Here is a 26,850-nt window from a genome sequence, read left to right on the forward strand (position 1 = left end):
ACATTGTTTTCACAATCAACAAAAAACCTGAACGATTAAAAGTTATGAACTCTCAATCGTTCAGGTATGGTAGAGGCTGAACTACTTATGTCCCAGCCTCTTTTTTGTTTACATAAATTCAGCTACAAGCTCTTTAAATTTATCTTCTGACATCATTAAATCAGAATCAGCAAGTGGTTGGTCGCTATAACCGTGCACAAGCTGCTGATAAGAAGGTTGGTTAGCATTTTGATAAATTAAGCCGGTTACTAAACCATTATGCTCCATCAATGTCTGCATCGCTTGCATACGGTTTGCTGGATCATAGTTTTCAATTGTTTTTAAGCTTGTTAAATTCTCTTTAAACCAATCATACGTATTCACTTTGTTATACGTTACGCATGGGCTGAATACGTTAATTAAAGAAAACCCTTTATGCTGAATACCCTGTTCAATTAAACTTGTAAGCTCTTTTAAATCAGTTGAAAAGCTCTGTGCCACAAATGTTGCACCAGATGTTAAAGCAAGTTCCATGACGGACAAAGATGATTCAATCGAACCTTCTGGCGTACTCTTTGTCTTAAATCCTACGTCGCTACGAGGAGATGTTTGCCCTTTTGTTAAACCATAAATTTGGTTATCCATTACGATATATGTCACATCAATGTTACGGCGAATTGCATGAACAGTATGCCCCATACCAATGGCAAATCCATCTCCATCTCCACCAGAAGCAATAACTGTTAAATCACGGTTAGCCATTTTCACACCTTGTGCAATTGGTAGAGCGCGTCCATGAATACCATGAAATCCGTATGAATTAATATAACCCGAAATACGACCAGAGCATCCAATACCAGAAATAACCGCTAATTCATGTGGTTCTAGTCCTACGTTAGCCGATGCACGTTGAATTGCTGCTTGAACCGAGAAATCTCCACACCCTGGACACCAGTTAGGTTTTACACTATTACGAAAATCTTTAAACGTTGCCATTAATCAAGCACATCTCCTTACTTTTTGTGTAGACTTCTTGCGGTAAGAATGGGTTTCCATCATACTTTAAGATACTCTGCACTTTATGGTGATTACCGACATTCATCTTTAAAATATTGGCTAATTGACCCGTTGCGTTATTTTCCACTACAATTACCTTCTTCGCTCCATTTACATAAGGAAGAATTTCATCAACAGGGAACGGATGAATCAAGCGAATATGCGCATGGTTGACGCGAAGTCCATCTGCTTCTAAGCGTTCCATCGCTTCTTCAATTGCTCCTCTTGTTGAGTTAAAGCCAACGAATAAAACATCTGAATCAACTTCATCTGAGTGCAGGTGAATTGGTGTTTTAAACTGAATGTTGTCTAACTTTCTCATACGTTTATCCATTTGATTATTACGGTTGATTGGTGACTCAGAAGGCTTTCCTGTTTCATCATGTTCAACTCCTGTTACGTGGTGAATACCGTTTTTCATACCAGGAACAACACGAGGAGAAACGCCATCTTTTGTCACTTCATAGCGCTTATAGTATTCTTTCGCTTCAAGCTCAGGAAGCTCAGCTTCTTGAAGCTTTCCTCGGCGAATTTGAATACGACTATAATCTAAAGGATTCACAGATTGCTTCCCAAGTGAAAGCTGTAAATCTGTCAGCATGATAACAGGACACTGGTATTCTTCAGCTAAGTTAAATGCTTCAATGGTATCATAGAAGGCTTCTTCAACTGTACTTGGCGCCATCACAATTTTAGGAATTTCACCATGGGTACCATAGATCATTGCCATTAAATCTGATTGTTCTTGTTTAGTTGGTAGTCCTGTACTTGGACCTCCACGCTGTGTATCGATGATAACGATTGGTTGCTCTGTAATCCCTGCAAGACCAATTGATTCCATCATAAGAGATAGTCCTGGACCTGCTGATGCTGTTAACGCACGAACGCCGGCATAGTTTGCACCAATTGCCATTGTACATGCTGCAATTTCATCCTCAGTTTGAATAACCGTACCACCAAACTGCGGAAGCTTTTTAATTAAGTATTCCATGATTTCTGATGCAGGCGTAATTGGGTATGCCGGCATAAAGCGAGCTCCACCTGCTACAGCACCTAGAGCAATAGCGTCATTTCCAATCATAAACATGCGCTTTTGTCCATCTGCTGGTTCAAGTCTCATCGTCTCTAAGTTCTCACCAAGCTGCTCACGAATATACTCTGCGCCTCGTTTAATGGCTTCCATATTCTTTTGAACAACCTGTTGTCCTTTGCGACCAAAAATCTCTAATACTACTTCTTCGAATACATCTGTATCAATATGTAAAACAGCGCTTGAAGCTCCTACTGCTACCATGTTCTTCATTAAAGATGTACCAAGCTCAGTTGCAATTTCTGTAAACGGAACGGAATACAATGTTGCCGTTGTACAGCTTTCTGGAAGTGCTGGTTTAAACTTTGCATCTCCAATGACAATTCCACCTTGACGAAGCTCATGTACATTCACATCAATCGTTTCTTGGTCAAACGCTACTAAAATATCTAAATCATCCGATACAGAACGTACTTGCGTTGTACTTACGCGAATTTTATTGTTTGTATGTCCACCTTTAATACGTGAAGAAAAATGACGATAGCCGTATAAATAGTACCCTAATCGATTTAAGGCAGTTGAGAAAATTTCACCTGTACTTTCGATTCCTTCACCCTGCTGACCGCCAACTTTCCATGAAAGCTGCTTTACCATCTAAGCCACTCCTTTTATTCTGTCAAGATTGCTCTTTTTTCTAACGAAATCACTCTAAAAACGAGCAATAAAATACTAAGTTTCTTAATCCGTCTACAATTCTATTCCCACATGTACTAAAATGCAACCCTTTCCACATAATTCACAGATTTATATTTTCAGAGTATTTACTAGGTTCATTATGGTAATCGTTGCACAAAATTTGAAAATAAAAAACGATGCACTTGATCCGCGGAATAGCGCTTATGTAGTTGATTAATTAAATTGTGATAATCTTTAAACTTACCCAGCCCTACTACCGTTTGATCAATACCATCAAAGTCTGAGCCAAATCCAACTGAATACTCTCCTCCTCTGCTACATATATAATCAAGGTGTCTTAACACATCATCCACGGTTGCTTCTTTTTTATCCGTTAGAAACTGTGGGACAAAGGTAATACCAATAACACTCTTTTTTTTCAATAACGCATCAATTTGGTCATCGCGTAAATTCCTCGGGTTGGAACATAAGGAATACACGTTTGAATGAGTCGCAACTACGAAATCTGATTCTTCTATTACATCCCAAAAACCTCGCACTGATAAGTGAGAAACATCTGTCCAGACTTTATAATGATTATTTTCCCTTACAATTTCTTTACCAAGGCTAGACAAGCCGGCTCCACGTGGTTCTAGAATACCATCACACGCCGCGTTCGCATAGTTCCATGTCAGGCCTACTGACCTAACCCCTAAAGCAAATAACGTCTGTAAACGGACGAGATGAACGCCGATGGCATCACATCCCTCTAAGCTCAACATTGCGCCTATTTCACTCTTACCTAAGCGCAAAACATCTTCCTGTGATTGAATCCATTTCACATTCGGAAGACTAATAATATGTTTTTTAAAGAGGTGTATCATTTCAAGAGCTACGTCAAACTGCTGCTCGGCTTGAACAGCTTCTGGTACAAAGATAGCAAATACTTGTACTTTACCACCCACTTGCTTCATTCCATCAATTGTTGTATGAAGGTTTGGGCTATCCTGTACAGATAGATGCTGATTCCACCATAGCTTGGCTAATACATCACAATGTGCATCGAAAATCATTTTCCCTACTCCTTTCAATCTATTATCTGCAAAAAAGACCTGCTAGGTCATACCTAGCAGGTCCCGTCCATTTTATGATTAACGAGGTTCAACAATGAGTTTAATCGCTGTCCGCTCTTCCCCGTCAATTTGAATATCGGTAAAAGCAGGAATACAGATTAAGTCGACACCGCTTGGCGCTACAAAACCTCGAGCTATCGCTACTGCTTTTACTGCCTGATTTAGTGCACCAGCGCCAATCGCCTGAATTTCAGCTGCACCGCGTTCGCGCAATACTCCTGCTAAAGCACCAGCAACTGAATTCGGGTTAGACTTCGCCGAAACCTTTAAAATTTCCATATCTAACTCCTCCTTATTCTTTACAATGTATGATGAGAGATCATTAGACCAATGACTTAATTGATTTCAATGATACTATATTCACGAAATAGTAAACGTATTCCTGCTTGTTTTCTCTAATTGTTCAAAAACTTGTCATTTGTACAGATTCGCTAATCTCTGTTCTTTTTCGCTCAGTAAAACGACAAAAAGAGCGGTATGTCTCCAAAGAAACATACGGCTCTTTCATCTCACTTATTCAAAAAAAGGATGATCGTCATTAATTAAAATTCGGTCAATTTTTTTAGCTTGACCTGTTTTTTCATCAAGGTCAATAATAACTCCACTCAGCTGCGTTCGGCCTTCCTTAGGAACTTCAAAGCGAACCGGAAGCGATGTTAAAAAGCGCTTCATCACTGCTTCTCGCTCCATACCTAAGATACCATCGTAAGGACCTGTCATTCCCACATCTGAAATATACGCAGTACCTTGCGGCAAGATACGATTATCAGCTGTTTGAACATGAGTATGAGTACCCACTACAGCACTTACGCGACCATCTACATACCAGCCAATTGCCTGCTTCTCACTTGTCGTTTCAGCATGAAAATCAATAAAAATAATTGGCGTACGTTGCTTTGCTTGTGCAATCAACTCATCAATCTTTTTAAACGGGCAATCAAGAGGGGCCATAAACGTTCGCCCTTGTAAGTTAATAACAGCTACTTCATATTGATTGTAGGTTACATATGTAATTCCTTTTCCTGGCGTTCCCTCTGGGAAATTAGCTGGACGCACTAAGTTCTTAGCATCATCAATAAAATCAAAAATTTCACGCTTATCCCATGCGTGGTTACCAAGCGTTACTACGTTTGCACCAGCTTGTAAAAATGCTCGATAAATTTTTTCTGTAATTCCTTTTCCAGACGCCGCATTTTCACCATTTACAATCGTTAAGCCTGGGGCGTATTTTCTTTTTAAGCGTGGTAAATATTCTTCTACCATATCTCGACCTGGAGAACCAACAACGTCTCCAACAAATAAAATTCTCATCTTTTAGCTCCTTATTTCTGACTCAAAAAAATAAAGTGGCAATAGCCACTTTATTTTACTTATTTCGCGTATTCAACAGCTCGTGTTTCTCGAATTACTGTTACCTTAATATGACCAGGATAATCTAGTTCATCTTCTATGCGTTTGCGAATATCGCGCGCTAAGCGATGCGCTTCTAAATCACCAATCGTATCTGGTTTAACCATAATGCGGACTTCACGTCCTGCTTGAATAGCAAATGATTTTTCAACACCCTCATAAGACTCAGAGATTTCTTCAAGCTTTTCTAAGCGACGAATGTAGTTTTCTAACGTTTCACTTCTAGCACCCGGTCTTGCAGCTGATAAAGCATCGGCCGCAGCAACTAGAACAGCAATAATTGACGTCGGTTCCGTGTCACCATGATGTGAAGCAATTGCGTTAATAACAACAGGATGCTCTTTATATTTCGTAGCTAGCTCAACGCCAATTTCAACGTGGCTTCCTTCTACCTCGTGGTCGATTGCTTTTCCAATATCGTGAAGTAAACCTGCACGCTTCGCAAGCGTAGCGTCTTCACCAAGTTCAGAAGCCATCAATCCAGCTAAATGAGCAACTTCCATCGAATGTTTTAAGACGTTTTGACCATAGCTCGTTCTGAATTTCAAACGGCCCAATATCTTCATTAAGTCTGGATGCAAGCCATGAACTCCAACTTCAAACGTTGTTTGTTCACCAACCTCACGAATATACTCATCTACTTCACGACGAGATTTTTCAACCATCTCTTCAATTCGAGCTGGGTGAATACGTCCATCCTGAACAAGTTTGTCCAAGGCGATACGTGCCGTTTCACGGCGGATAGGGTCAAAACCTGATAAAATAACTGCTTCTGGTGTATCATCAATAATAAGATCAATACCTGTTAATGTTTCTAATGTACGAATGTTTCGACCTTCTCGACCAATGATTCGACCTTTCATCTCATCGTTTGGTAAGTTAACAACTGAAACCGTTGTTTCAGCTACGTGATCCGCTGCACAACGTTGAATCGCAAGCGAAAGAATTTCTTTAGCCTTTTTATCGGCTTCTTCTTTGGCACGATTTTCTGTTTCTTTCACCATCATCGCAACATCATGGGAAAGTTCATTTTCAACACGATCTAAAATAATCGCTCGTGCATCGTCTCTCGTTAAGCCTGAAATGCGTTCTAATTCCGCTTGACCAGCCTTGACTAATTCTTCAACTTTGCTTTCCATCTCTTCAATATGCTGTTGTTTAACAGTAAGAGAATTATCTTTCTTTTCAAGTGCCGCTTCACGTTTATCAAGTGACTCGTCTTTTCGATCAAGATTTTCCTCTTTTTGCATTAATCGATTTTCTTGTTTTTGAAGTTCTGCTCGACGATCACGAATATCTAGTTCTGCCTCTGTACGAAGCTGATGGATTTCATCTTTCGCTTCTAATAAAGCTTCCTTTTTCAAAGCTTCCGCCTCACGGGTTGCATCATCGATAATTTGTTCTGCGTTTGACTTTGCTCCCGCAACCTTAGCTTCAGCAATCGATTTACAAACAAAAAAGCCAACAACTGCACCGACGATTAGGCCAAGCAAAGCGAAGATGATTGTAATTATATCCATCATTTCACCTCCCCTTGCTATAAACTTGTAAGTTTTTAATTTCATGTCGGCATGTATATCGCCTTCACCTTTCAATATACACACAAAGGCTTTTAAACGCTAAAATGTTTTAAAAAGGGAAAATATACATCTTAATTGTAAGTCTGTCCATTTTTATTGTCAAGCCTATGAAAATGCTATGTCACGAAAATCCTTGCCCCTGCTATCACTATGATTAACATTTTTTTCAAAAAAAAGACCCTTTTTTAAAAAAGAGTCTTTTTTAAGCAAAAGAAGTGTTATTAAATTTTCAATTCATCTTGAGCATCGTCTTCAGGCATTTGCTCTGCCGCTTCGTCTAATCCATGATATTCACGAACTTGGCCAGCAATTTCTTGACGAATATCAACATTTTCTTTTAGGAACTGCTTCGCATTCTCACGGCCTTGACCTAAACGTTCTTCGTTATAAGAATACCAAGCTCCACTTTTTTGTACGATATCTAAATCAGAAGCAATATCTAAAATTTCTCCTTCTTTTGAGATTCCTTCTCCGTACATAATATCCACTTCAGCTGCGCGGAATGGTGGTGCTACTTTGTTTTTGACAACTTTAATTCTTGTCTTGTTTCCTACAATATCGTTACCTTGCTTCAACTGCTCAGCACGACGAACTTCAAGGCGCACTGAAGAATAGAACTTAAGCGCACGTCCACCTGGCGTTGTTTCAGGGTTACCAAACATAACGCCAACTTTTTCACGAATTTGGTTAATGAAAACAGCAATTGTTTTCGACTTATTAATAGCACCTGATAGCTTACGAAGTGCTTGAGACATTAAACGAGCTTGTAAACCAACGTGAGAATCTCCCATTTCACCTTCAATTTCAGCCTTAGGCACAAGGGCTGCAACAGAGTCAATAACCAGAATGTCAACTGCTCCACTACGAACTAACGCTTCAGCAATTTCAAGTGCTTGTTCACCTGTATCAGGCTGTGATAAAAGAAGCTCGTCAATATCGACACCCAACTTTTGTGCATACACCGGGTCTAACGCATGCTCAGCATCGATAAACGCTGCTTGTCCACCCTGCTGCTGTACTTCTGCAATTGCATGAAGCGCAACTGTTGTTTTACCAGAGCTTTCTGGACCATAAACTTCAATAATACGTCCGCGTGGATACCCACCTACACCAAGCGCAACATCTAACGCTAGAGAACCACTAGACACAGTTGAAATTTTACGTTCCGTTTGTTCTCCTAATTTCATAATTGAACCTTTACCGAATTGCTTTTCAATTTGTTTTAGAGCCATATCAAGGGCTGCTTGACGATCGTTCACTCGATTTCCTCCTCTATACTTGCTTGCTTTGTTTTATAATTTAAGATTACTACATTGTAGTAGCAATGACGTTTTAATTAACTTTCTATACATAACTATACTCGCTTTTGAGTCATTTGACAAGCAAAAAAGCGAATAAACGTTCGATTTTTTTATTTTAACAGCCAAGACCATATTTTAAAAAAATAACTATTTTATGAAGGAAAAGAGTTTGGGACATAACAAAAGATTGCTTCTAAGAGACGAACAATAGCTGTTCCAATCTTTTTGGTTTGTCTCAACACGTTCGTTCCATTGCGCTACGGCCACTCGCTTTCCGCGGGGAGGAACCTGAGCTTCCTCGCTGCGCTGCGGGATCTCAGTTTTCCCTCTCTTTCCCGCAGGAGTCGAGTGCCCTACGCTCCATTCCACCCTGTTTCCAACATTGTTTTCACAATCAACAAAAAACCTGAACGATTAAAAGTGAGAAACTCTCAATCGTTCAGGTTTATCATTGGCTGAATTACTTATGTCCCAGCCTCACACCGCTTCAATATATTACTGTTTCAATAGTTGTAAAAGATAATAAATTCCATAATTCACAGTGCGTTTACGGATACCATCACGACTGCCTGTAAGCTTTAGCGAATACACGCGTGTTTTTTCATTTTTAAAAGCTATACCAATGTAAACTGTACCAACTTCTTTACCTTCTTGCTTAGACGGACCAGCGACGCCTGTAAAGCTAATACCAACATCAGAGCCTGTCAGCTTTTTCACACCAACAGCCATTTCTTCTGCGCATCTCTCGCTAACTGCCCCGTCTTGCTCTAGGGTTTCTTTTGCTACATGTAGCACATTGTGCTTTACCTCAGTGTGATAAGCAACAATGCTACCTTTTACAACATCTCCAGCTCCAGGAATGCTCGTTAGCGTCCCACTAAACAATCCGCCAGTTAAACTTTCAGCTGAAGCAACGGTCACTTCTTGCTCTCGCATTGTAGCAATGAGTTCAGCCTGTAGAGATGTCATATCGTATCCGTAGAAAAACTCTCCTACACGGCTCATAATCTGCTTTTCTACTTCATCAAGCATTCGATGAGCCTCAACCACATCTCCATGCTTAGCCGTTAAGCGAAGCGTTACTTCTCCATCAGCAGCTAACGGCGCAATGGTTGGGTTTGTTTGTGCATCTAATAAATCCTCAATATCTGTTTCTAACTGAGACTCTCCAATTCCAAAGAAACGTAAAACGCGAGATTCAATTTGCTCTTTCATATCTAGCTTTTCTGCTAAATATGCTTGTCCATACGATTCATACATAGGGTAAAGTTCCTTTGGTGGACCAGGAAATAACATGTAGTGAATACCACGCACCGTAATGCCCATTCCTGGTGCCATTCCATAATCGTTTGGCAGTATTGTTGCACCTTCAAGTACAATTGCTTGCTTCCTATTATTAGGCGTCATTGTCCGATTCGTTTTTTCGAAATACGCTTCGATACTTTCAAGCGCTTGCTGATCTGTTACAAGTGAGACACCTAGTTCTGAAGCAATTGTTTCTTTTGTAAGGTCATCTTTGGTTGGTCCAAGCCCACCTGTAAACACAATCAAATCCGCACGTTTTTTGGCGGTCAAAATTGCTTCTTTCAATCGGCTTTCATTATCGCCAACTACCGTATGATAATATACGTTAATACCAAGCTCTGCAAACTTTTTAGATAGGTATTGCGCGTTTGTATTGGCAATTTGGCCTAGCAAAAGTTCTGAGCCTACTCCAATAATTTCCGCGTTCATGAAATCATCCCCATTATTTTGAATTAACAAATGCTTGCTTGTTTTTCGCAAAGTAATCCCATCCAGAAATTACTGTAAATACAACAGAAATCCATAGGGCAATTGCTGCAAATGGAAATGACACAAATTCAAAGGGTAAGTTATAAAGTAAAATAGCTGAAATAGCAATAATTTGTGTCCACGTTTTAATTTTACCTAGCATATTTGCAGCAACGACTTCACCTTCTCCAGCAAGAACTAAACGTAAGCCTGTTACTCCAAATTCGCGGCTAATAATAATAATTGCAGCCCAACCTGCACCGGCAATTAAGTCTAAGTCTACAATAGCAATCAAAGCTGCTGAAACCAATAGCTTATCTGCTAGCGGATCTAAAAATTTCCCAAGGTTTGTAACCATATTATACTTACGAGCGTAGTACCCGTCGATCCAGTCTGTTGTAGACGCAATAATAAATAACGCTGCCCCTAATAAATGAGCGATTGGCACGTCCATTCCAGCAGCGCTAACTTCACCAAAAGGTAACGGTGCCATCATTAAAATTAAAAAAAGCGGGATTAAAAAAATTCGAGAGATTGTAATCTTATTTGGTAAATTCACTATTGTTTCCTCCAATTACATACAAAAACGTAAGCCGTGCAAACTGTTGTCGGCACGACTTAACCATTTTTGATACTGCTAAGCTACTTATTGAGCTTTTTCCTGCTCATATTTAATCGTTACAACTTGTCTAACCTGTTGATTTGCATCAAACGGTAAAGAAACATCTTGTCCATTAATTTTCAATTGTACCCCTGGTGAGAATCCAATATTCACTCGAACTTCACTTTCTTTCGTGAAGTCAAACTCTTTTGTCTCACCATTTTTTAACATGGCATTATAAAATGAATTGCCCTTACCATTTTTTACATCTAACCATGTATCAGCTTGAGTAGACGACACTTCTAGCTTAAACTCATCTGTTCCAGATAGCTCATATGTTCCATTGCGGCCTGACTTTTGAACTTCTTTATAAGCTTGCTTTGTTTCTTCTTTTTCTTCATCTTTTTTCTCTTCATCTTCTTTAGCAGCTTTTTCTTTTTCTGCCTTTTCTTTTTCTATTGCTTCTTTTTCTGCCGCTTCTTTAGCAGCTTGATCTTCATTAGATGCTTGCTGCTCTTCAGATTGTTGTACTTCGTTATTCGTTTGTTCAGTATTTGCAGCCTGATCTTCTTGACGCCCGGATACAATATTTTGAGCAATCACCCAAATGATAATTCCGACTACCAGCACACCAGCAACTACTAAAATCGTCGGTAAATAATCTGCTGCTTTTGACGCTTTCGTATTTTGGGGAATTTCTTTTCGACTGCGAACACGAGATAACGGCTGTGGAATATCATCGGTTTGAGTCGTTGGAATATCCGTTTTGTACTGATCAAAAATGTCATCAGGATTCAATCCTACAGCTTCACAATACTGTTTGATAAACGCTCGCACATAAAATTTCCCTGGCATTACATCATAGTTGCCTTCTTCAATACCAATCAAATAGCGCTTTTGAATTTTTGTGTTTTTTTGTAAATCCTCTAGCGACATCCCTTTATTTTCTCGCTCTTGTCTTAACCTTTGCCCTAACTCTGTCAATATTAACACCTACCAATTATGCTAAAAATCAAACATGGATAATCCACCGTTTGGAAACATTTGCGAGCCTTCAATGACTTCATATGTAATCTCTTCATCTGGATCATTTCGTAATTCAATGATATATGCAAAGTCATCCAGCGTATATTCACTATTTTGTACAAATACATCGGGATGCTCAACAATCTTTGTCGCAGGCACATTCATAATTTCACGAACGAGCTGCCAGTGTTTCTCATTCGCCCTTCTTGTTGATACAATACCGTCAATGATAAAGATGTTATTAGAATTATACTCATCTTCAATTAGCTGACTGCGAATCGTTTGTTTTAAAAGCGTTGATGATACAAATAACCATCGCTTATTCGCACAAACACTAGCAGCAACAATCGACTCTGTTTTACCTACACGAGGCATTCCCCTGATACCAATTAACTTATGACCATCTTGCTTAAAAAGCTCTGCCATAAAGTCCACTAGCAGTCCAAGTTCATCTCGTACAAATCGAAATGTCTTTTTATCATCAGCATCTCGTTGAATGTAACGACCGTGACGAACAGCTAAACGATCTCGTAGCTTGGGAGGACGCATCTTTGTCACAACAATATTATCCATTGTTTTTAATATAGATTCAAGCCGCTCAATTTGCTCATGGGAATCACACCTTAGTAATAAACCACGCCTTTTGTCATCTACCCCATTAATTGTAACAATATTAATTGCCAACATTCCTAAAAGAGACGAAATGTCTCCCAATAAACCAGGTCGATTTTTCTGTATTTGATATTCTAAGTACCACTCAATTTTATTCACGAAACCCCTCCTCATCCCATTTGTTCCGTCTAAACCTAATCCAATAATAGAATGAACATATTAAAACGCTCATTCACAGCACAAAAATGCTTGAAGAACGATTAATAAATCACCTCAAACACTACTCGGAGAAGCTGTTATTAGATACGTAAAAAATGCGAGCCTATGAAATGGTACCCGCTGTTATCTTTCCCCTTTTTTCACATAATTTAAATATAAATGATTTTCATTAAATTATAAAGTGTAAAACCTATTTCTTATGTAAATGTTCTTATTGTAAGCGCTGTATTTTTTATCTTTGCTTATCATTGACTTATTTATAAATAAAAAAGAGTCGTTTCTCAAAAAACTTGAGCCGACTCCTTCTTTTGTTCATTTCATTAGCATGGTTATATTAATGAGCAGAACCATTGTTTTGAACAAGCTTCACCATCATATTAGCAATTGCATGTTGCTCTTCTTTTGAAGCAACGCTCCATAAATCTGCTAATACTTTTTCTTGTTCGTTTTTTGCGTCAACTTGGTTCGCTAAGTAGCCACCAATTTGATATGCTAAGTCATTGATTACGTCGTTGTTCATACCCTCGTCTTGAGCATGATGTAAGCGATCGCCTAAAAAGTTTTTCCAGTTATCCCAATTGTCTAATACTGACATGAGTAGCCCTCCTTAAGGTTTATTCATATCATAGTTTGTACACCTTCCTCTTTTTTATTCACGTTATTATGTATGCCAACCGCCATCTACTGATAAAATTTGCCCTGTCATATAAGAAGACTGATTAGACGTTAGATAAGCCACAACATCTGCAATTTCTGACGGCTTCCCAATCCGTCCCATGGGAATTTCTTGCTCCATCATTTCAACATCTTCTTCTGTATAATCGGCTAACATATTTGTTAAAATAGCTCCTGGTGCAATCCCATTTACTCGAACTCCACTTAACGCAACCTCTTTGGCCAATGCTTTGACAAAAGTATTCTGAGCGCCTTTCACCATTGAATACAACACTTCATAAGAAGCTCCTTCTAATCCCCAAATAGATGAGACAACGATAATATTCCCATTTTTCTTCTGAATCATTTTAGGAAGAACAAACTTGGTGATTCGATAAAGAGCCGTTACGCTTAAATAAACCATTTCTTCAATTTGGTTATCTGAAACATCAGTCATTAATCCTGATAAACTTTGACCGCTATTATAAATAAGTACGTCTATCGGAACAGAAAGAGTAGCTAAAAACCGATCTACGCCCTCTTTTGAAGATAAATCTCCTTGCACAACGATAATATTATTTGTGTAGAAGCGAAGTCGGCTAGCAATTTCGTTAACTGAAGCTTCGTTTTGGTGGTAATGCAGAACTACCCCATACCCTTCCTTTACCATTTTCTCCGCAATAGCACTGCCAATTCCGCCACTTGCTCCTGTAATTAGCGCATATTTCTCCATGTTGATTCTCCTTATATTATCCATTAAAAAAGCTGACTCAACGTCAGCTTTTCATATACTATCTTATCACTTATTTTGGTACAACCTCACATACAGTAAAGCTCTCCTCATGGATCATATCATCCATTACGTGCTTCACATCTGCAACTGTCAGTTTCTCAAGCGTATCTACAACATCAAATAAATTCATATCGTTAAACGCATAGCGAGTAAACTGATTGGCAATAAACTCTGGAGAATTTAAAGCTCGCAAAAATTCTCCAATTTTTTTCTTTCTTACTCGTTCTAATTCTTCTTCTTGCAAACCGTTGGATTTCACTTCAAGCAAAATTTCTTTAATGCGAGCATAAAATTTTTCCGGATTTTCTGTATCTCCACCAATTAACGCAAAACCAAAGCCATTTTCTTCAGTATAGTCGTATGAGAATGTCTCATCAATCAGTCCATTTTTATAAAGTTCCTCATAGTAAGAAGAGCTTTTTCCAAACGCAAGGTCAAGTACAATGTTCATTGCAAGCTCATGTCGAAGCATATCTTGCCCCGAACGTTCAGGCTTTCTTGTTTTTAAACCAACCATTGCTTTAGAGGCTTGAACAGGCATATTTAATACCTGCTTTTGTTCCGCTACTGTTTCTGGTTCTTTATCAAAATGACGAGTAATTTCAGGCATATCTTCATAATCTTTTTTAGCTTGATTTTCACGAATTTGAGTCATTACCTTTTCTGCATCAACGGGCCCTACCACAAATAATAACATATTACTCGGATGATAAAACGTTTCGTAGCACGTATAAAGCAAATCCTTTGTAATATGAGAAATGGACTCGATGGTACCAGCAATATCAATTTTCACAGGATGATTTTTATACATGTTTTGAATTGTTCCAAAGTACAAGCGCCAGTCCGGATTATCATCATACATCGTAATCTCTTGTCCAATAATTCCTTTTTCTTTCTCGACTGTCTTTTCAGAGAAATACGGTTCTTGAACAAAGTCTACAAGCGTCTCTAAATTTTGTTCAAAGTTAGACGTACAGCTAAATAAATATGCTGTTCGCGTAAATGATGTAAATGCATTGGCAGATGCCCCCTGCTTGCTAAATTGTTGGAATACATCACCATCTTCTTTTTCAAACAGCTTATGCTCTAGAAAATGCGCAATCCCATCAGGAACTTTAATCATTTTATCTTCCCCAAGCGGAACAAACTGATTGTCAACGGAACCATATTTTGTGGTAAACGTCGCAAACGTCTTGTTAAATTCAGGCTTTGGTAAAATATAAACTTCTAATCCATTGTCCATTTTTTCATGATAAAGCTGCTCTTTCAGCTGGGAAAATTCAATTTTCTCCATTGTTTTCACCGCCTTTTCCTGTTAAGAAATACACTGTATCCATCTGAATATTCTCAGCTACTTTCACAATTTCTTGTTTTGATACTGCATCAATTTGTTTGAGGTATTCATCAACGGAAATACTTTTCCCTGTTAATTCATTATGGTACATAACTTCAACCAGCCCTCGTGGTGTATCCACCGTTTCTAACAGTTGATTATGAATAACTGCTTTTGTTTGAGCGATTTCGCTATCGGTAAACGATCCATTTTTCATTTCTTCCATTTGTTCTTTAATAATGGTTACAGCCTGATCATAGTTTTTCGCATCGATTCCTGACATAACCATCAGAAGACCTTTATGACTTTCAACTCGCGATGCAGCATAGTAAGCTAAGCTTGCTTTTTCACGGACATTGATGAACAACTTTGAATGAGAAAAGCCGCCAAATATACCGTTAAACACTTGAAGAGCAAAGTACTGACGATCTCCGTATACAACGTTTGTACGGTAGCCAATGTTTAACTTCCCTTGCTTTACCTCTTGTTTTTCTACGACTTCATTTACATCGGTAATTTCTTTTTTCGTAATTGAACGTTTGATTTCTTTTGGTTGACGCTGCGGCAAATCAAACGCTTGCTCAACCGTGGTTTTTACTTCTTGTTCATGAAAATCGCCAATGACATAGAGATGAATGGCGTCTTCTTTTAATACATGTTGATAATACTCATAAAGCGTAGCTGCTGTAATCGACTCAATATCATCAATTCGACCATTAACATGTAGAGAGTACGGCTCTTCCTTACACATCTCTTCAACTAAGCGAAGGTTTGCATAGCGCATTTTATCGTCAAAGACTGCTTGAATACGTTGACGCAGAGAGCGCTTTTCTTTTTCCATTGCATCATTTAAGAAAGCTCCCTCCTCCGTTGCCGGCTTCAAGAGAATTTCACCAAGCAGCGTGAGTGCTTTTTGAAGAAGAGGAGTTGAATCTTTTAAATATTTTTCGTTCGCTATATCAATTCGAATGGTTATATCGTGGTTATCACCTTTTTTCGTCAAATCCACCTGCAAAGTTGCACCATAGAGTTCATCTAAATATGTACGCAGCTGTGTTGTCGTTGGAAAAGATTCTGTAGCACTTTGTAATACATAAGGTAAAAGAGCTCGCATCGTCACCGTTTTTTCATTCAATGGAGCATTTAATTTTAAAATAAACGTATTGGTTTTATACTTTGTAGTTGGAATTGTATGTAGCGTTAAGCCATTCAATTCGTGCTTTTGTTCAGTCAACAATTTCATAGAGATACCTCCTTATTAATAGTAAGTTTGCTAAAAACAACACAATACCTTTATTTTTAGTTTATTTTGCCGTTTTTAGTCTTACCTTCACTATATCCAATTAGAGGAAAGATTTTCAAGGAAACAACTTTCGTATAAGTCCTTCTTGAATAAAGAGTAAATAAGATAAGCAATTTGGCTTTTTTGCATAGGTGCAAAATAAATTATATTTCCAATTAACAGTTCACCTTGTATTTGTACATTCACTGTGACAGAAACACTTTCCTTTTTCCACAAACTACATCTGAACTAAGAGAGGCTGGAACATAACTAAATGACCTCTTCTCAAAAACGAATCATGATTTTTCTACAATAGTTAGTTTTTAAAAACAAGTTCGTTCCATTGCGTTGCAGACACTCGCTTTCCATGGGGCGGAATCCCAGCCTCTTTGCTGCGCTGCTGGGTCTCAGCTCTTCCTTTATCTCCCCCAGCAGTCGCGTGTCCTACGCTTCATTTCACTAGTTTTTTAATTGTTTTCCGCACTAACAAAAAATATCCAAACTATCGAAAGGAGTTAACTCGCGATAGTTCGGATAGATCATTAACTGAAATACGTATGTCCTAGCCTCAGAAAACCATTCTATTATCTTTTACCTTTTTCATAAGGCGTACCAAGTGCTTTCGGTGCCTCTGCTCGACCGACAAATCCAGCTAGCGCCAAAATTGTTAAGACGTAAGGAGCAATTGTTAAAATAACAGTTGGAATGTCTTGAATAACTGGAATCTGTGCTCCTGTAATACTTAGGGATTGTGCTAAGCCAAAGAAGAGAGCCGCTCCCATCGCACCAATTGGATGCCATTTTCCAAAGATCATGGCAGCAAGCGCTAAGAAGCCCTGTCCAGAAATGGTACCTGCTGAAAAATTTGTGGCGATTGATGTTGCATATACAGCACCACCGATACCTGCTAACACACCAGATAGCATAACGCCTACATATCTCATTCTGATAACTTTAATTCCCATTGTATCTGCAGCCATCGGATGTTCACCTACAGAACGAAGACGCAGCCCAAACGGCGTTTTGTAAATGATATACCATACAACAAAGGCTAACAAAATTGCTAAGTATGACGTCACTGGAACATTAGAGAAAAATAGCTTACCAATAACCGGGATATCAGATAGAACAGGAATGCTTGTTTTATCAATACGGGATTGAATAAAATCCGTTTGTCCTTTTCCAAAGATTTTCTTGATTAAAAAGATAGATAAACCTCCAGCTAAGAAGTTGAGCGCAACTCCGCTGACTACTTGATCTGCTTTAAGCGTAATACTTGCTACGGCATGAATAAGTGAAAAGATTGCACAAACCCCTGCTGCAATTAAAATTGAAACCCAAGGTGCCCATGCACCCAATGAATCTTGAAGAAGTAGTGTTGAAACAATTCCCGTAAATGCACCAAACATCATAAGACCTTCAAGACCAATATTTACAACACCAGACTTCTCACTGAACACTCCACCTAATGCTGTAAAAATAAGCGGTGCCGCAGAGTACAGCGCAGCTGGAATAATTATAATTAAAACGTCTAAGAAACTCATTGTGCTCCTCCTTTACTTAAACGACCAATAATCCAACGAATAAGGTAACTGGACGCCACGAAGAAAATGATAAGAGCGATAACAATCTCAATTAATTCCGACGGCACTCCCGCCATAAAGTTCATTTGTGGTGCTGCTGTTTGCAACCCTCCAAATAGGAAAGAAGCAAGTAAGATACCAATTGCACTATTGGCTCCTAAAAGAGCAACAGCAATTCCATCGAACCCTGTTCCAGTAAATGACGTAAAAGTATTCATATATTGGAATGTACCAAGGCCTTCCATTGCACCGGCTAATCCTGCAAATGCACCGGATACTGACATGGAAAGGATGATGTTGCGCGATACATTCATCCCTGCATATTTAGAAGCCTGCTGATTAAACCCAACGGCCCGAAGTTCAAAGCCTTTTGACGTTTTGTTCAATAGAAACCACATTACAAAAGCTGCTAAAAACGCGACAATAATCCCATAGTGTAAACGAGAATTGTTCGTTGCTTCAGCTAAAAATGAAGATGCCAATGAAGCTGACTCATGGATGTTGTACGATTTTTCATTTCCTGCATATAAAAACTCACGAATGATACTGCTGGTTGTATACAGTGCAATATAGTTCATCATAATAGAGACAATAACCTCATGAACATGAAAGCGTGCTTTTAAAAACCCAGGAATAAAGGCCCACAATGCACCAGCAACACCTGCTGCAAGGATTGCGAGTGGTATATGAATAACAGACGGAAGTTCAAAAGCGTAGCCTACCCAAACCGCTGCTAACCAGCCAACGAGTAGCTGACCTTCTACCCCAATATTAAATAAGCCTGTCTTATAGGCAAACGCCACGGCAATACCAGCTAAAGCAAGAGGCGTCATTGCACGAATCGTTTCACCTATAACTTTTGGACTACCCAACATACCGTTAAATAAAGAATCATACCCTTTTACCGCATCATAGCCTCCAAGAACCATGATAATTGCACCAGCAAGTAATCCTAAAATTGCCGAGATAACTGGAATTAGAATATGAATGGTTCGCTCATTTCTTAGCCATTTCATGATGTTTCACCTGCTTTCTCGCGCTTTCCGCCTGCCATTAATAACCCAAGCTCCTGCTCATTCGTCTCGTTTGGATTCACAATATCAACGATTTTACCTTCGTAGACAACAGCTATACGATCACTTAAATTCATAACTTCATCCAGTTCTAAAGATACAAGAAGAACCGCTCTTCCTTTATCACGCTCTTCGATTAATTTACGATGAATAAACTCAATTGCTCCCACATCCAATCCGCGTGTCGGCTGAGCTGCAATTAATAACTCCGGACTGCGGTCTACTTCACGAGCGATAATGGCTTTTTGCTGGTTACCTCCAGAAAGGGATCGAGCTTGCGTATACTCACTCGGTGTGCGAACATCATATTCTGCAATGAGTTCTTTCGCTTTTCTATAAATCTCTTTATAGTTCAAAATACCTCTTTTAGACATTGGTTCTTTGTAATACGTTTGAAGTGCGATATTTTCACCAATTGTGTAGTCCAAAACAAGGCCGTGCTTATGGCGGTCTTGAGGAATATGTCCTACACCTGATTCAGTAATTTTACGTGCTGATAGCTTTGTGAGGTCACTTTCATTTAGCTTAATAAAACCTGATTTGATTTTTGTAAGACCTGTGAGGGCTTCAATTAGTTCCGTTTGCCCATTACCATCTACTCCTGCAATTCCTACAATTTCACCCGCTCTGACAGTTAGCGATAGATCATTAACAGCTGCTACTCCGCGGGCATCTTCCACGACTAAGCCATCTATTGTTAACACAGCATCTTTTGGTTCTGCTGTTTTCTTTTCTGTTTTAAAATGCACTTCACGTCCAACCATTAAGGACGCCAATTCATCTGGATTGGTCTCAGAAACCGTCACTGTTCCAATCCCTACACCTTTGCGAATAATCGTACACCGATCACAAACTGCCATAATTTCTTTTAATTTATGAGTAATTAAAATAATGGATTTTCCTTCTTTAATTAAACGCTTCATAATTTCAATTAATTCTGTGATTTCTTGAGGTGTAAGAGTCGCTGTCGGCTCATCAAAGATTAAGATTTCTGCACCGCGATATAAGGTTTTTAAAATTTCGACACGTTGCTGCATACCAACTGAAATATCCTCAATTTTTGCATATGGATCAACAGAAAGCCCGTATTGATTTGATAATGCCTCAATCTCTTTAGCAGCTTTTGCAATGTTAATCTTTCCTGCTTTTGTAGGCTCATTTCCGAGGATAATATTTTCAGTAACCGTGAAATTTTGCACAAGCATAAAGTGCTGGTGAACCATTCCAATTCCTAGGTCATTTGCAATATTTGGATTCGTAATTTTAACAGCTTTTCCTTTGACCTTTATTTCACCTTTTTCAGGTTGATAAAGCCCAAAAAGAACGTTCATCAGCGTTGATTTCCCTGCACCATTTTCACCTAGTAAAGCATGGATTTCTCCTTTTTTCACTTGGAGTGTAATGTTATCATTCGCTATGATACCCGGAAACTCTTTACGAATATTTAGCATTTCAATTACATATTCCACTATGTTCACTCCCTATTTGTATCTAGAGTAAAGTCTATTACTTTGGATTTCTTATCATCTTAAAGGCTATGAAAAAGGCTAGTGGTTCACTAGCCTTTTTCATATCTATCCTGTTGTGATATGAAGAATTATTTAAGAGTTTTCTCAAATTCTTTATATGCATCATCTGTTGCTGGTACTTTAATTTCGCCATCTAAGATTTTTTGCTTGTACTCTTCAACCGCGGTTTTTGACTCGTCTGTTACATTATCCATAGTTGGAGCAATACCAACCGCATCTTCTTGAAGTCCAAACACTACTTCTTCTCCACCAGGGAATTTTCCGTCTTTTGCTTGTTTTGCTACTTCTTCAACCGCAATATCCACACGTTTTACCATCGATGTTAGCGTTACGTTTTCTGGCATACCTTCTTGGTGTTGGTCACGGTCTACGCCAATTACCCAAACCTTTTCACCTTTTTTCGCACGGTTTTTCGCTTCAGTGAATACTCCGTTACCAGTACCACCTGCTGCGTGATATACAATGTCAGCACCTTGACTATACATTGTTGATGCAATCGCTGAACCTTTTTCTGGAGCGTTGAAGTCTTCCGCGTACTGAACAACTATCTCAGCGTCTGGGTTTACAGCTTTAACACCTGCTTTAAAGCCATTTTCAAACTTTTTAATTAACGGAGATTCTACTCCACCAACAAAGCCGATTTTATTGGTTGCTGTTTGTTTAGCTGCAACTACACCTACTAAGAATGAGCCTTGCTCTTCGTTAAATAGAATGCTTGCAACGTTATCTAAGTTTTCTGACTTTAATGTGTCATCAACTAGTGCAAAATGTGATTCTGGATATTGACCAGCTACTTTTTTAATGTCCTCTTTCAGTAAGAAACCGATACCGTACGTAAGGTTATAGCCTGCTTCAGCAAACGTTGATAAGTTACTTTGGTATTCAGCAGCTTCAGCCGATTGCAGATATTTATAACCTGTACCTTCTTCTAATTTATTTTCTTTCCCGAATTTTGTAAGACCTTCCCATGCTGATTGGTTAAATGATTTGTCATCAACTCCACCAGTATCTGTAACCATCCCTACTTTAAAATCAGAAGCCGCTTTTTCACCGCTTCCGCTTTCTGAGTCACTAGATCCACAGGCACTTAATAATGTACCTGCTGCTAACATAAGTGATAAAGCCATTCCATATTTACGTTTTGTCATTTTATTAACCCCCCAAATAGTGTAAAAGAATCGTAGTTCTACTTCACGTTCGTCGCGCTTGGTATTGAACACCTCCTTAAAAGAATCAGCGCACAATCATTACTAAAATTGCGAAAACTTAAAACCTATTAAACTCTTTTTCTTAATACTTGGAAACTAAATTTATCTGCTTTGAAATAGTTAATGGAATATAAAATCGGTTCATCATATTGGTCATAATGCATTTGTCGAAGTACAAGAAGTGCTGTCTCTGGACTGCATTGTAAAATGGGAGAAACTTTTTCATGGTACCCGATCGGCTCAATATGAGCTACTGCATATGAAATATGTTTGCCAGCCTGTTTTTCAAGAATTTCTAATAAAGACTCTTGCTTATATTCAAAATCTTCAGGTAGTATTGCTTGTGGAACTTTGTCCATGCAGTATACAACCGGCTCATTATTTGCAGTTCTCACACGCTCAACAAAAAGCATTTTTTCATCGATTTGACAGCCAAAACGCTCTATGTCATTTTCTGAAGCCACTTGCACATTTGACGATAAGAAAATGGTACCCGGCTTCATTCCAGCTTGTTCAATCATATGTGTTATACTATTTAATTGCTCAATACCTGAAAGAAACGTTGGCTTAGCATTAACAAACGTACCTACTCCATGTCTTCTGACAATGACGTTTTCTTCTTCTAATATGCGAAGTGCTTCACGCAGCGTCGCTCTGCTTACGCCTAACTGTTTTGACAAATCAAACTCTGATGGAAGTCTCTCTTTTTCTTTAAAAACTCCTCGTTCAATGTTTTGTTTAATGTTATCAATCACTTGTAAATACAAATGTCGATTATCCGCTCGAATAGACATCACACTTCCTCCATACCCTAAACTAGTCATCAGACCTCTGATGTTTGACTCTTTAATCGAAAATAATATATCATTTTTTTCGACATAAATAAATAGGTTATATTAATTTTATGTAAAAAATTTTAATATTTTTTAAAAAATATTGATTTTTTCTATTTGTTGCATGTAAGCATGTCTAACAACCTCATATTTCAATATTTATTTATTAAAGACAAACAAATAATTAATTTTTAAAAATAACATTCGTATTTTACCTAACAAAATATGATAACACATTTTTTTCTAATACCTTTTTATAAAAAAATAACAGCATTTATGACAAAAAAAAGACGTAGGGCATATGCTCTACGTCTTCTCTAACCATTTAATTATGTTCCAACATCTTCGTTTTGTTGTGAAACAAGTACTGCTCGAGGTTTACTGCCTTCATAAGGTCCGACAACTCCACGTTCTTCCATTGCATCAATCAGGCGAGCTGCGCGATTATACCCAATTCTAAAGCGCCTTTGTAGCATTGAAACAGATGCTGTTTGCATTTCTGCTACAAGCTGAACTGCCTCATCATACAATTCATCCGCTACTTCTTCCACTTGTTCTGGCGCGTCTGTTGGAATCATTTCTTCCTGGTATTGCGCTTTTTGCTGAGCAATAACGAAATCAACCACTTCTTCAACTTCTTCATCAGATAGAAATGCTCCCTGTACACGTACTGGCTTAGAAGCTCCGACCGGCATAAACAGCATATCTCCACGGCCTAACAGCTTCTCGGCTCCTCCCATATCTAAAATGGTACGAGAATCGGTTTGAGAGGATACGCTAAACGCAATTCGAGACGGAATATTCGCTTTAATAACCCCTGTAATAACGTCAACAGACGGCCTTTGTGTTGCAATAATTAAATGAATTCCTGCTGCACGCGCCATCTGTGCTAAACGAGTAATCGAATCTTCAACGTCTGATGAAGCAACCATCATTAAGTCAGCTAACTCATCGACAATAACAACAATGTAAGGTAGTGTCGGTTGCTTAGCATCCGAGTCATCATTGTGGCGCTTCACAAGATCATTATAGCCTTCAATGTTTCTTGTACCACTGTGTGAAAAGAGCTCATAGCGGCGCTCCATTTCGCTTACAACTTTCTTTAAAGCTTGAGATGCTTTCTTTGGATCAGTAACAACGGGTGCCAGTAGATGTGGAATACCATTATACATATTAAGTTCCACCATTTTAGGGTCAATCATCATGAGCTTGACTTCATGGGGCTTCGTTCTCATTAAAATACTAATGATAATTCCGTTAATACAAACACTTTTACCGCTTCCTGTCGCTCCGGCAACAAGCATATGAGGCATTTTATTTAATTCCGCTAAGACAGCGTCGCCAGATATATCTCTTCCCAGCCCCACTAGCAGCTTTTTATCAGGATCCATTTTGTCTTTGGATTCCAAGACTTCACGAAGCGAAACCATTGCTACCTCTTCATTAGGGACTTCAATACCCACTGCTGATTTACCTGGAATAGGCGCTTCAATTCGAATATCTTTCGCAGCAAGAGCTAAAGCTAAGTCATCGCTTAAATTTACGATTTTACTTACTTTCACCCCAACATCCGGATATACTTCATATTTGGTAACAGCAGGTCCTAAGTGAACCTTGGCAACCGTGGCTTTTACACCAAAGCTTTGAAACGTTTTTTCTAGTTTTTCAGCATTTTTATAAATATTCTTCTTCTCTTTTGCTTGATTACTTTTCTTCGGCATTGTTAACAATCGGATAGGTGGAAGTTCATATTCCATGTTTTCAGCTTCCACAAATGAAATAACAGGCGCCTTTTCTTCTTGTTGAGCTGGGCTTTCTTTCTTTTCCACTGGTTGAACAGGCTTAACTGTTGGCTGTGGCTGAGGTTCTGGCTGAGCCTGAACAGACGCTGGAAGTGAATCAGCTTCTTCTTCATAATCAAAGTGCTCAATAATTGGAGGCTGCTTTGCAATGACAGGTGCTTCTACTTCCTGTTCATCACTCTCCTCCTCTTCTTCCACAGCTGGTTTACGCTTTTTCTTTCCTTTAGATGTTTGCTTCTTTTTAGAAGCCCAATTTGTAATATCTTCCCAACCCTCTTTTAATTCCGTGACTAAAAAGCGTACAATTGGCGTTAATACCTTTCGAAGCGTTTCGTGTAAAGAACGTCCTGTAATTAATAACACGCCAATCACAATTAAGAGGGAAGCAATGAGCTCAGTTCCTAAACTGTCAAATAAATAATAGAACATCGCAAACATAACGGCTCCAACCATTCCTCCACCTAAATCACTGCGATTTACTTCCCCAGTTGCTTCCAGCATGTATAAATCCCATGTATTTAAAATGACTGAAGGATCAGTAAAAGTACCATTCTTAGAAAGATTTTCAAATAGCGTGACGTGACTAAATAATAAAATTGCTAAAATAATTAAATATGTACCAACTAGTTGTCTTGTTATAAACGGTGGCAGTGCCCTTTTCCAAATAATATAGCCTGACAGCACAAGCAAACCGATTAGCATAAGCATGTACCACTCACCAATAAAAAGGCGAACAAGCAGCACAAGCGCCTGACCAACCGCACCAAGCCCTGCCATCGCAATTAATGTAATAGCTAATAATAATAAGCCTATGAGTTCAAATCGGACAATGCGTTTCCATTCTTCTTTCTTAAATTTTCCTCTTCGCTTTTTCTTTGCCATGTTCTCACTCCAATCAACGTCTTCCTATGTTGATTTTCTTATTCATATAAACTGAACAAAAAAGCAGCCATTACTCGGCTGCAACATACTCATTTATTATTATACCATATAGTTTTAGTAAAATTATACTCAAATCCTTACGACAGAATTTGACCAGGATAATATTTTTTGTCTAAATAATGCTGAGGGTCTGTGCTTAAAATACGGACAATTTGCTGTTGATTGTATTCGTTTTCTTCTACAAGCATGGAAATGCCATTATACTGCATCATTTTCTGTTTTGGAAGCTCGGCTTGTGTTGTATCGGGATAAATTAGCTCTTGGGGCATCATTGTATACAAAATCATTGCAATAACTGGTTCTCCTGTTGATGTTGACCCTTCTGTTCAATAAGCTCATTAAGCTTTTTAATAGCTTGACCTACCCCGCCAACTTCATCAATTAATCCGTATTCAACTGCATCGGCTCCCACAACATTTGTTCCAATGTCTCGTGTTAGATTACCTTTTGAAAACATAAGCTCTTTAAATTTTTCTTCGGTAATATTTGAATGATGCGTAACGAAATTGACTACCCGTTCCTGCATTTTATCTAAGTATTCAAATGTTTGAGGTACGCCAATAACTAAGCCCGTCAAACGGATTGGGTGTATTGTCATTGTAGCAGTGCCAGCAATAAAGGAATAATGAGTGGATACTGCAATTGGGACTCCAATTGAATGTCCTCCTCCAAGCACAATTGATACTGACGGTTTTGAAAGAGAAGCAATCATTTCAGCAATTGCTAAACCAGCTTCTACGTCTCCACCTACCGTATTTAAAATAATTAATAAACCCTCAATGTTAGGGTTTTGCTCAATCGCTACAATTTGTGGAATAACATGCTCGTATTTTGTCGTTTTATTTTGAGGCGGTAGCTGCATATGCCCTTCTACTTGCCCTACAATTGTTAAACAGTGAATCTTTGAATCCTGTGGCATCTGTGCAACGTTTGTTTGTCCTAGCTGCTGAATTTTATCCAAAATACCACCTTTAGTATTCTCTTCACCTTTTTCAGGTTGCTGTGGTGCTGTTTCTGAAGAATTCATTTCATTGGGTTCAAACATCATTTTGCTCCTTTCCAACAATAATATTGTTAGTATGAGCTTTTCTTTTTTATTAAATCCATCGCTTTTACAATTCATACTGTTTCTTAATAAAAAGAGTCCAAATGCTTCTTTTTCAAAGGCGAACTCTGACTGTTCTAAACGAGTTAGGTTGAAAGTACAAGTTTACTCCATTGCGCTGCAGCCACTCACTTTCCATTCTTTTTTAAACTTGTTTTCCTACTCACCAAAAAGAGTTTGGGACATAACAAAATGATTGCTTCTAAGAGACGAACAATAGCTGTTCCAATCTTTTTGGTTTGTCTGAACACGTTCGTTCCATTGCGCTACGGCCACTCGCTTTCCGCGGGGAGGAACCTGAGCTTCCTCGCTGCGCTG

General features: G+C 38.6%; 24 protein-coding genes. All 24 read right to left on the reverse strand.

Going from position 1 to position 26,850, the window contains the following annotated elements; genetic code table 11:
• Positions 1–108 precede the first annotated feature (108 nt).
• On the reverse strand, positions 109–975 hold the full coding sequence (locus tag AS180_RS00365) for a 2-oxoacid:ferredoxin oxidoreductase subunit beta (RefSeq protein WP_025908602.1): 867 nt from the start codon (positions 973–975) through the stop codon (positions 109–111).
• On the reverse strand, positions 962–2,719 hold the full coding sequence (locus AS180_RS00370; RefSeq protein ID WP_025908601.1) for a 2-oxoacid:acceptor oxidoreductase subunit alpha: 1,758 nt from the start codon (positions 2,717–2,719) through the stop codon (positions 962–964). The genes AS180_RS00365 and AS180_RS00370 overlap by 14 nt, the downstream gene beginning before the upstream one ends.
• A 179-nt stretch (positions 2,720–2,898) precedes the next feature.
• Positions 2,899–3,813 (reverse strand): dipeptidase, encoded by a 915-nt coding sequence (locus AS180_RS00375; RefSeq protein WP_062686197.1) that lies wholly within the window; start codon positions 3,811–3,813, stop codon positions 2,899–2,901.
• Between the two features lie 78 nt (positions 3,814–3,891).
• Positions 3,892–4,152: a stage V sporulation protein SpoVS gene (gene spoVS / locus AS180_RS00380; RefSeq protein WP_003181955.1), complete on the reverse strand. Its 261-nt coding sequence runs from the start codon at positions 4,150–4,152 to the stop codon at positions 3,892–3,894.
• A gap of 234 nt (positions 4,153–4,386) precedes the next feature.
• A complete protein-coding gene (locus tag AS180_RS00385; protein ID WP_025908599.1) occupies positions 4,387–5,184 on the reverse strand; it encodes a TIGR00282 family metallophosphoesterase in 798 nt (265 codons plus the stop codon).
• A gap of 59 nt (positions 5,185–5,243) precedes the next feature.
• Entirely contained in the window at positions 5,244–6,803 is a 1,560-nt protein-coding gene (gene rny / locus AS180_RS00390) for a ribonuclease Y (protein WP_025908598.1), read from the reverse strand.
• A 281-nt stretch (positions 6,804–7,084) separates the two neighbouring features.
• A complete protein-coding gene (gene recA / locus AS180_RS00395) occupies positions 7,085–8,122 on the reverse strand; it encodes a recombinase RecA (protein WP_025908597.1) in 1,038 nt (345 codons plus the stop codon).
• A 189-nt stretch (positions 8,123–8,311) separates the two neighbouring features.
• Positions 8,312–8,533, reverse strand: a complete 222-nt coding sequence (locus AS180_RS22030) for a hypothetical protein (RefSeq protein ID WP_139109134.1) — start codon at positions 8,531–8,533, stop codon at positions 8,312–8,314.
• 126 nt (positions 8,534–8,659) lie between these two features.
• Positions 8,660–9,898, reverse strand: coding sequence for a competence/damage-inducible protein A (locus AS180_RS00400; RefSeq protein WP_061785730.1), 1,239 nt, complete (start codon positions 9,896–9,898; stop codon positions 8,660–8,662).
• A 13-nt stretch (positions 9,899–9,911) separates the two neighbouring features.
• Positions 9,912–10,496 carry a CDP-diacylglycerol--glycerol-3-phosphate 3-phosphatidyltransferase gene (gene pgsA / locus AS180_RS00405; RefSeq protein WP_025908595.1) on the reverse strand — a complete coding sequence of 195 codons (585 nt, stop codon included), beginning with the start codon at positions 10,494–10,496 and terminating at the stop codon, positions 9,912–9,914.
• A gap of 87 nt (positions 10,497–10,583) precedes the next feature.
• The gene (locus AS180_RS00410; protein ID WP_225002363.1) at positions 10,584–11,531 is read right to left on the reverse strand and encodes a helix-turn-helix domain-containing protein; all 948 of its coding nucleotides are present in this window, start codon (positions 11,529–11,531) and stop codon (positions 10,584–10,586) included.
• A gap of 12 nt (positions 11,532–11,543) precedes the next feature.
• Entirely contained in the window at positions 11,544–12,335 is a 792-nt protein-coding gene (locus tag AS180_RS00415) for a DUF3388 domain-containing protein (RefSeq protein WP_035320247.1), read from the reverse strand.
• A 394-nt stretch (positions 12,336–12,729) separates the two neighbouring features.
• Positions 12,730–12,990: a DUF3243 domain-containing protein gene (locus AS180_RS00420; RefSeq protein ID WP_025908592.1), complete on the reverse strand. Its 261-nt coding sequence runs from the start codon at positions 12,988–12,990 to the stop codon at positions 12,730–12,732.
• Between the two features lie 66 nt (positions 12,991–13,056).
• Positions 13,057–13,782: an elongation factor P 5-aminopentanone reductase gene (gene ymfI, locus AS180_RS00425; RefSeq protein WP_025908591.1), complete on the reverse strand. Its 726-nt coding sequence runs from the start codon at positions 13,780–13,782 to the stop codon at positions 13,057–13,059.
• A gap of 70 nt (positions 13,783–13,852) precedes the next feature.
• Positions 13,853–15,136 carry an EF-P 5-aminopentanol modification-associated protein YfmH gene (yfmH, locus tag AS180_RS00430; protein WP_025908590.1) on the reverse strand — a complete coding sequence of 428 codons (1,284 nt, stop codon included), beginning with the start codon at positions 15,134–15,136 and terminating at the stop codon, positions 13,853–13,855.
• A complete protein-coding gene (gene yfmF, locus AS180_RS00435; RefSeq protein ID WP_025908589.1) occupies positions 15,123–16,418 on the reverse strand; it encodes an EF-P 5-aminopentanol modification-associated protein YfmF in 1,296 nt (431 codons plus the stop codon). Before yfmF ends, yfmH begins: the two co-directional genes overlap by 14 nt.
• A gap of 623 nt (positions 16,419–17,041) precedes the next feature.
• Positions 17,042–18,001, reverse strand: coding sequence for an ABC transporter permease (locus tag AS180_RS00440; RefSeq protein ID WP_062686198.1), 960 nt, complete (start codon positions 17,999–18,001; stop codon positions 17,042–17,044).
• Positions 17,998–19,059 carry an ABC transporter permease gene (locus AS180_RS00445; RefSeq protein WP_025908587.1) on the reverse strand — a complete coding sequence of 354 codons (1,062 nt, stop codon included), beginning with the start codon at positions 19,057–19,059 and terminating at the stop codon, positions 17,998–18,000. The genes AS180_RS00440 and AS180_RS00445 overlap by 4 nt, the downstream gene beginning before the upstream one ends.
• On the reverse strand, positions 19,053–20,582 hold the full coding sequence (locus AS180_RS00450; RefSeq protein ID WP_062686200.1) for an ABC transporter ATP-binding protein: 1,530 nt from the start codon (positions 20,580–20,582) through the stop codon (positions 19,053–19,055). Before AS180_RS00450 ends, AS180_RS00445 begins: the two co-directional genes overlap by 7 nt.
• 128 nt (positions 20,583–20,710) lie before the next feature.
• The gene (locus AS180_RS00455; protein WP_025908585.1) at positions 20,711–21,790 is read right to left on the reverse strand and encodes a BMP family lipoprotein; all 1,080 of its coding nucleotides are present in this window, start codon (positions 21,788–21,790) and stop codon (positions 20,711–20,713) included.
• A gap of 128 nt (positions 21,791–21,918) precedes the next feature.
• The gene (locus tag AS180_RS00460; RefSeq protein ID WP_025908584.1) at positions 21,919–22,644 is read right to left on the reverse strand and encodes a GntR family transcriptional regulator; all 726 of its coding nucleotides are present in this window, start codon (positions 22,642–22,644) and stop codon (positions 21,919–21,921) included.
• Positions 22,645–23,012: 368 nt separating this feature from the next.
• Positions 23,013–25,367 (reverse strand): FtsK/SpoIIIE family DNA translocase, encoded by a 2,355-nt coding sequence (locus AS180_RS00465; protein ID WP_025908583.1) that lies wholly within the window; start codon positions 25,365–25,367, stop codon positions 23,013–23,015.
• A 137-nt stretch (positions 25,368–25,504) separates the two neighbouring features.
• The gene (locus AS180_RS00470) at positions 25,505–25,714 is read right to left on the reverse strand and encodes a YlzJ-like family protein (protein WP_025908582.1); all 210 of its coding nucleotides are present in this window, start codon (positions 25,712–25,714) and stop codon (positions 25,505–25,507) included.
• Positions 25,711–26,472: a ClpP family protease gene (locus AS180_RS00475; RefSeq protein ID WP_025908581.1), complete on the reverse strand. Its 762-nt coding sequence runs from the start codon at positions 26,470–26,472 to the stop codon at positions 25,711–25,713. Before AS180_RS00475 ends, AS180_RS00470 begins: the two co-directional genes overlap by 4 nt.
• Between the last annotated feature and the right edge of the window lie 378 nt (positions 26,473–26,850).

Origin of the sequence: Priestia veravalensis, assembly GCF_001457055.1 — a bacterium.
GTDB lineage: Bacteria > Bacillota > Bacilli > Bacillales > Bacillaceae_H > Priestia > Priestia flexa.

Excerpts from the sequence above, each read along its gene's own strand:
- AS180_RS00365 (WP_025908602.1), bottom strand. The coding sequence starts at position 975 with ATGGCAACGTTTAAAGATTTTCGTAATAGTGTAAAACCTAACTGGTGT.
- AS180_RS00370 (WP_025908601.1), bottom strand. The coding sequence starts at position 2,719 with ATGGTAAAGCAGCTTTCATGGAAAGTTGGCGGTCAGCAGGGTGAAGGA.
- AS180_RS00375 (WP_062686197.1), bottom strand. The coding sequence starts at position 3,813 with ATGATTTTCGATGCACATTGTGATGTATTAGCCAAGCTATGGTGGAAT.
- spoVS (WP_003181955.1), bottom strand. The coding sequence starts at position 4,152 with ATGGAAATTTTAAAGGTTTCGGCGAAGTCTAACCCGAATTCAGTTGCT.
- AS180_RS00385 (WP_025908599.1), bottom strand. The coding sequence starts at position 5,184 with ATGAGAATTTTATTTGTTGGAGACGTTGTTGGTTCTCCAGGTCGAGAT.
- rny (WP_025908598.1), bottom strand. The coding sequence starts at position 6,803 with ATGGATATAATTACAATCATCTTCGCTTTGCTTGGCCTAATCGTCGGT.
- AS180_RS00400 (WP_061785730.1), bottom strand. The coding sequence starts at position 9,898 with ATGAACGCGGAAATTATTGGAGTAGGCTCAGAACTTTTGCTAGGCCAA.
- AS180_RS00420 (WP_025908592.1), bottom strand. The coding sequence starts at position 12,990 with ATGTCAGTATTAGACAATTGGGATAACTGGAAAAACTTTTTAGGCGAT.
- ymfI (WP_025908591.1), bottom strand. The coding sequence starts at position 13,782 with ATGGAGAAATATGCGCTAATTACAGGAGCAAGTGGCGGAATTGGCAGT.
- yfmH (WP_025908590.1), bottom strand. The coding sequence starts at position 15,136 with ATGGAGAAAATTGAATTTTCCCAGCTGAAAGAGCAGCTTTATCATGAA.
- yfmF (WP_025908589.1), bottom strand. The coding sequence starts at position 16,418 with ATGAAATTGTTGACTGAACAAAAGCACGAATTGAATGGCTTAACGCTA.
- AS180_RS00440 (WP_062686198.1), bottom strand. The coding sequence starts at position 18,001 with ATGAGTTTCTTAGACGTTTTAATTATAATTATTCCAGCTGCGCTGTAC.
- AS180_RS00455 (WP_025908585.1), bottom strand. The coding sequence starts at position 21,790 with ATGACAAAACGTAAATATGGAATGGCTTTATCACTTATGTTAGCAGCA.
- AS180_RS00460 (WP_025908584.1), bottom strand. The coding sequence starts at position 22,644 with ATGTCTATTCGAGCGGATAATCGACATTTGTATTTACAAGTGATTGAT.
- AS180_RS00465 (WP_025908583.1), bottom strand. The coding sequence starts at position 25,367 with ATGGCAAAGAAAAAGCGAAGAGGAAAATTTAAGAAAGAAGAATGGAAA.
- AS180_RS00470 (WP_025908582.1), bottom strand. The coding sequence starts at position 25,714 with ATGATTTTGTATACAATGATGCCCCAAGAGCTAATTTATCCCGATACA.
- AS180_RS00475 (WP_025908581.1), bottom strand. The coding sequence starts at position 26,472 with ATGTTTGAACCCAATGAAATGAATTCTTCAGAAACAGCACCACAGCAA.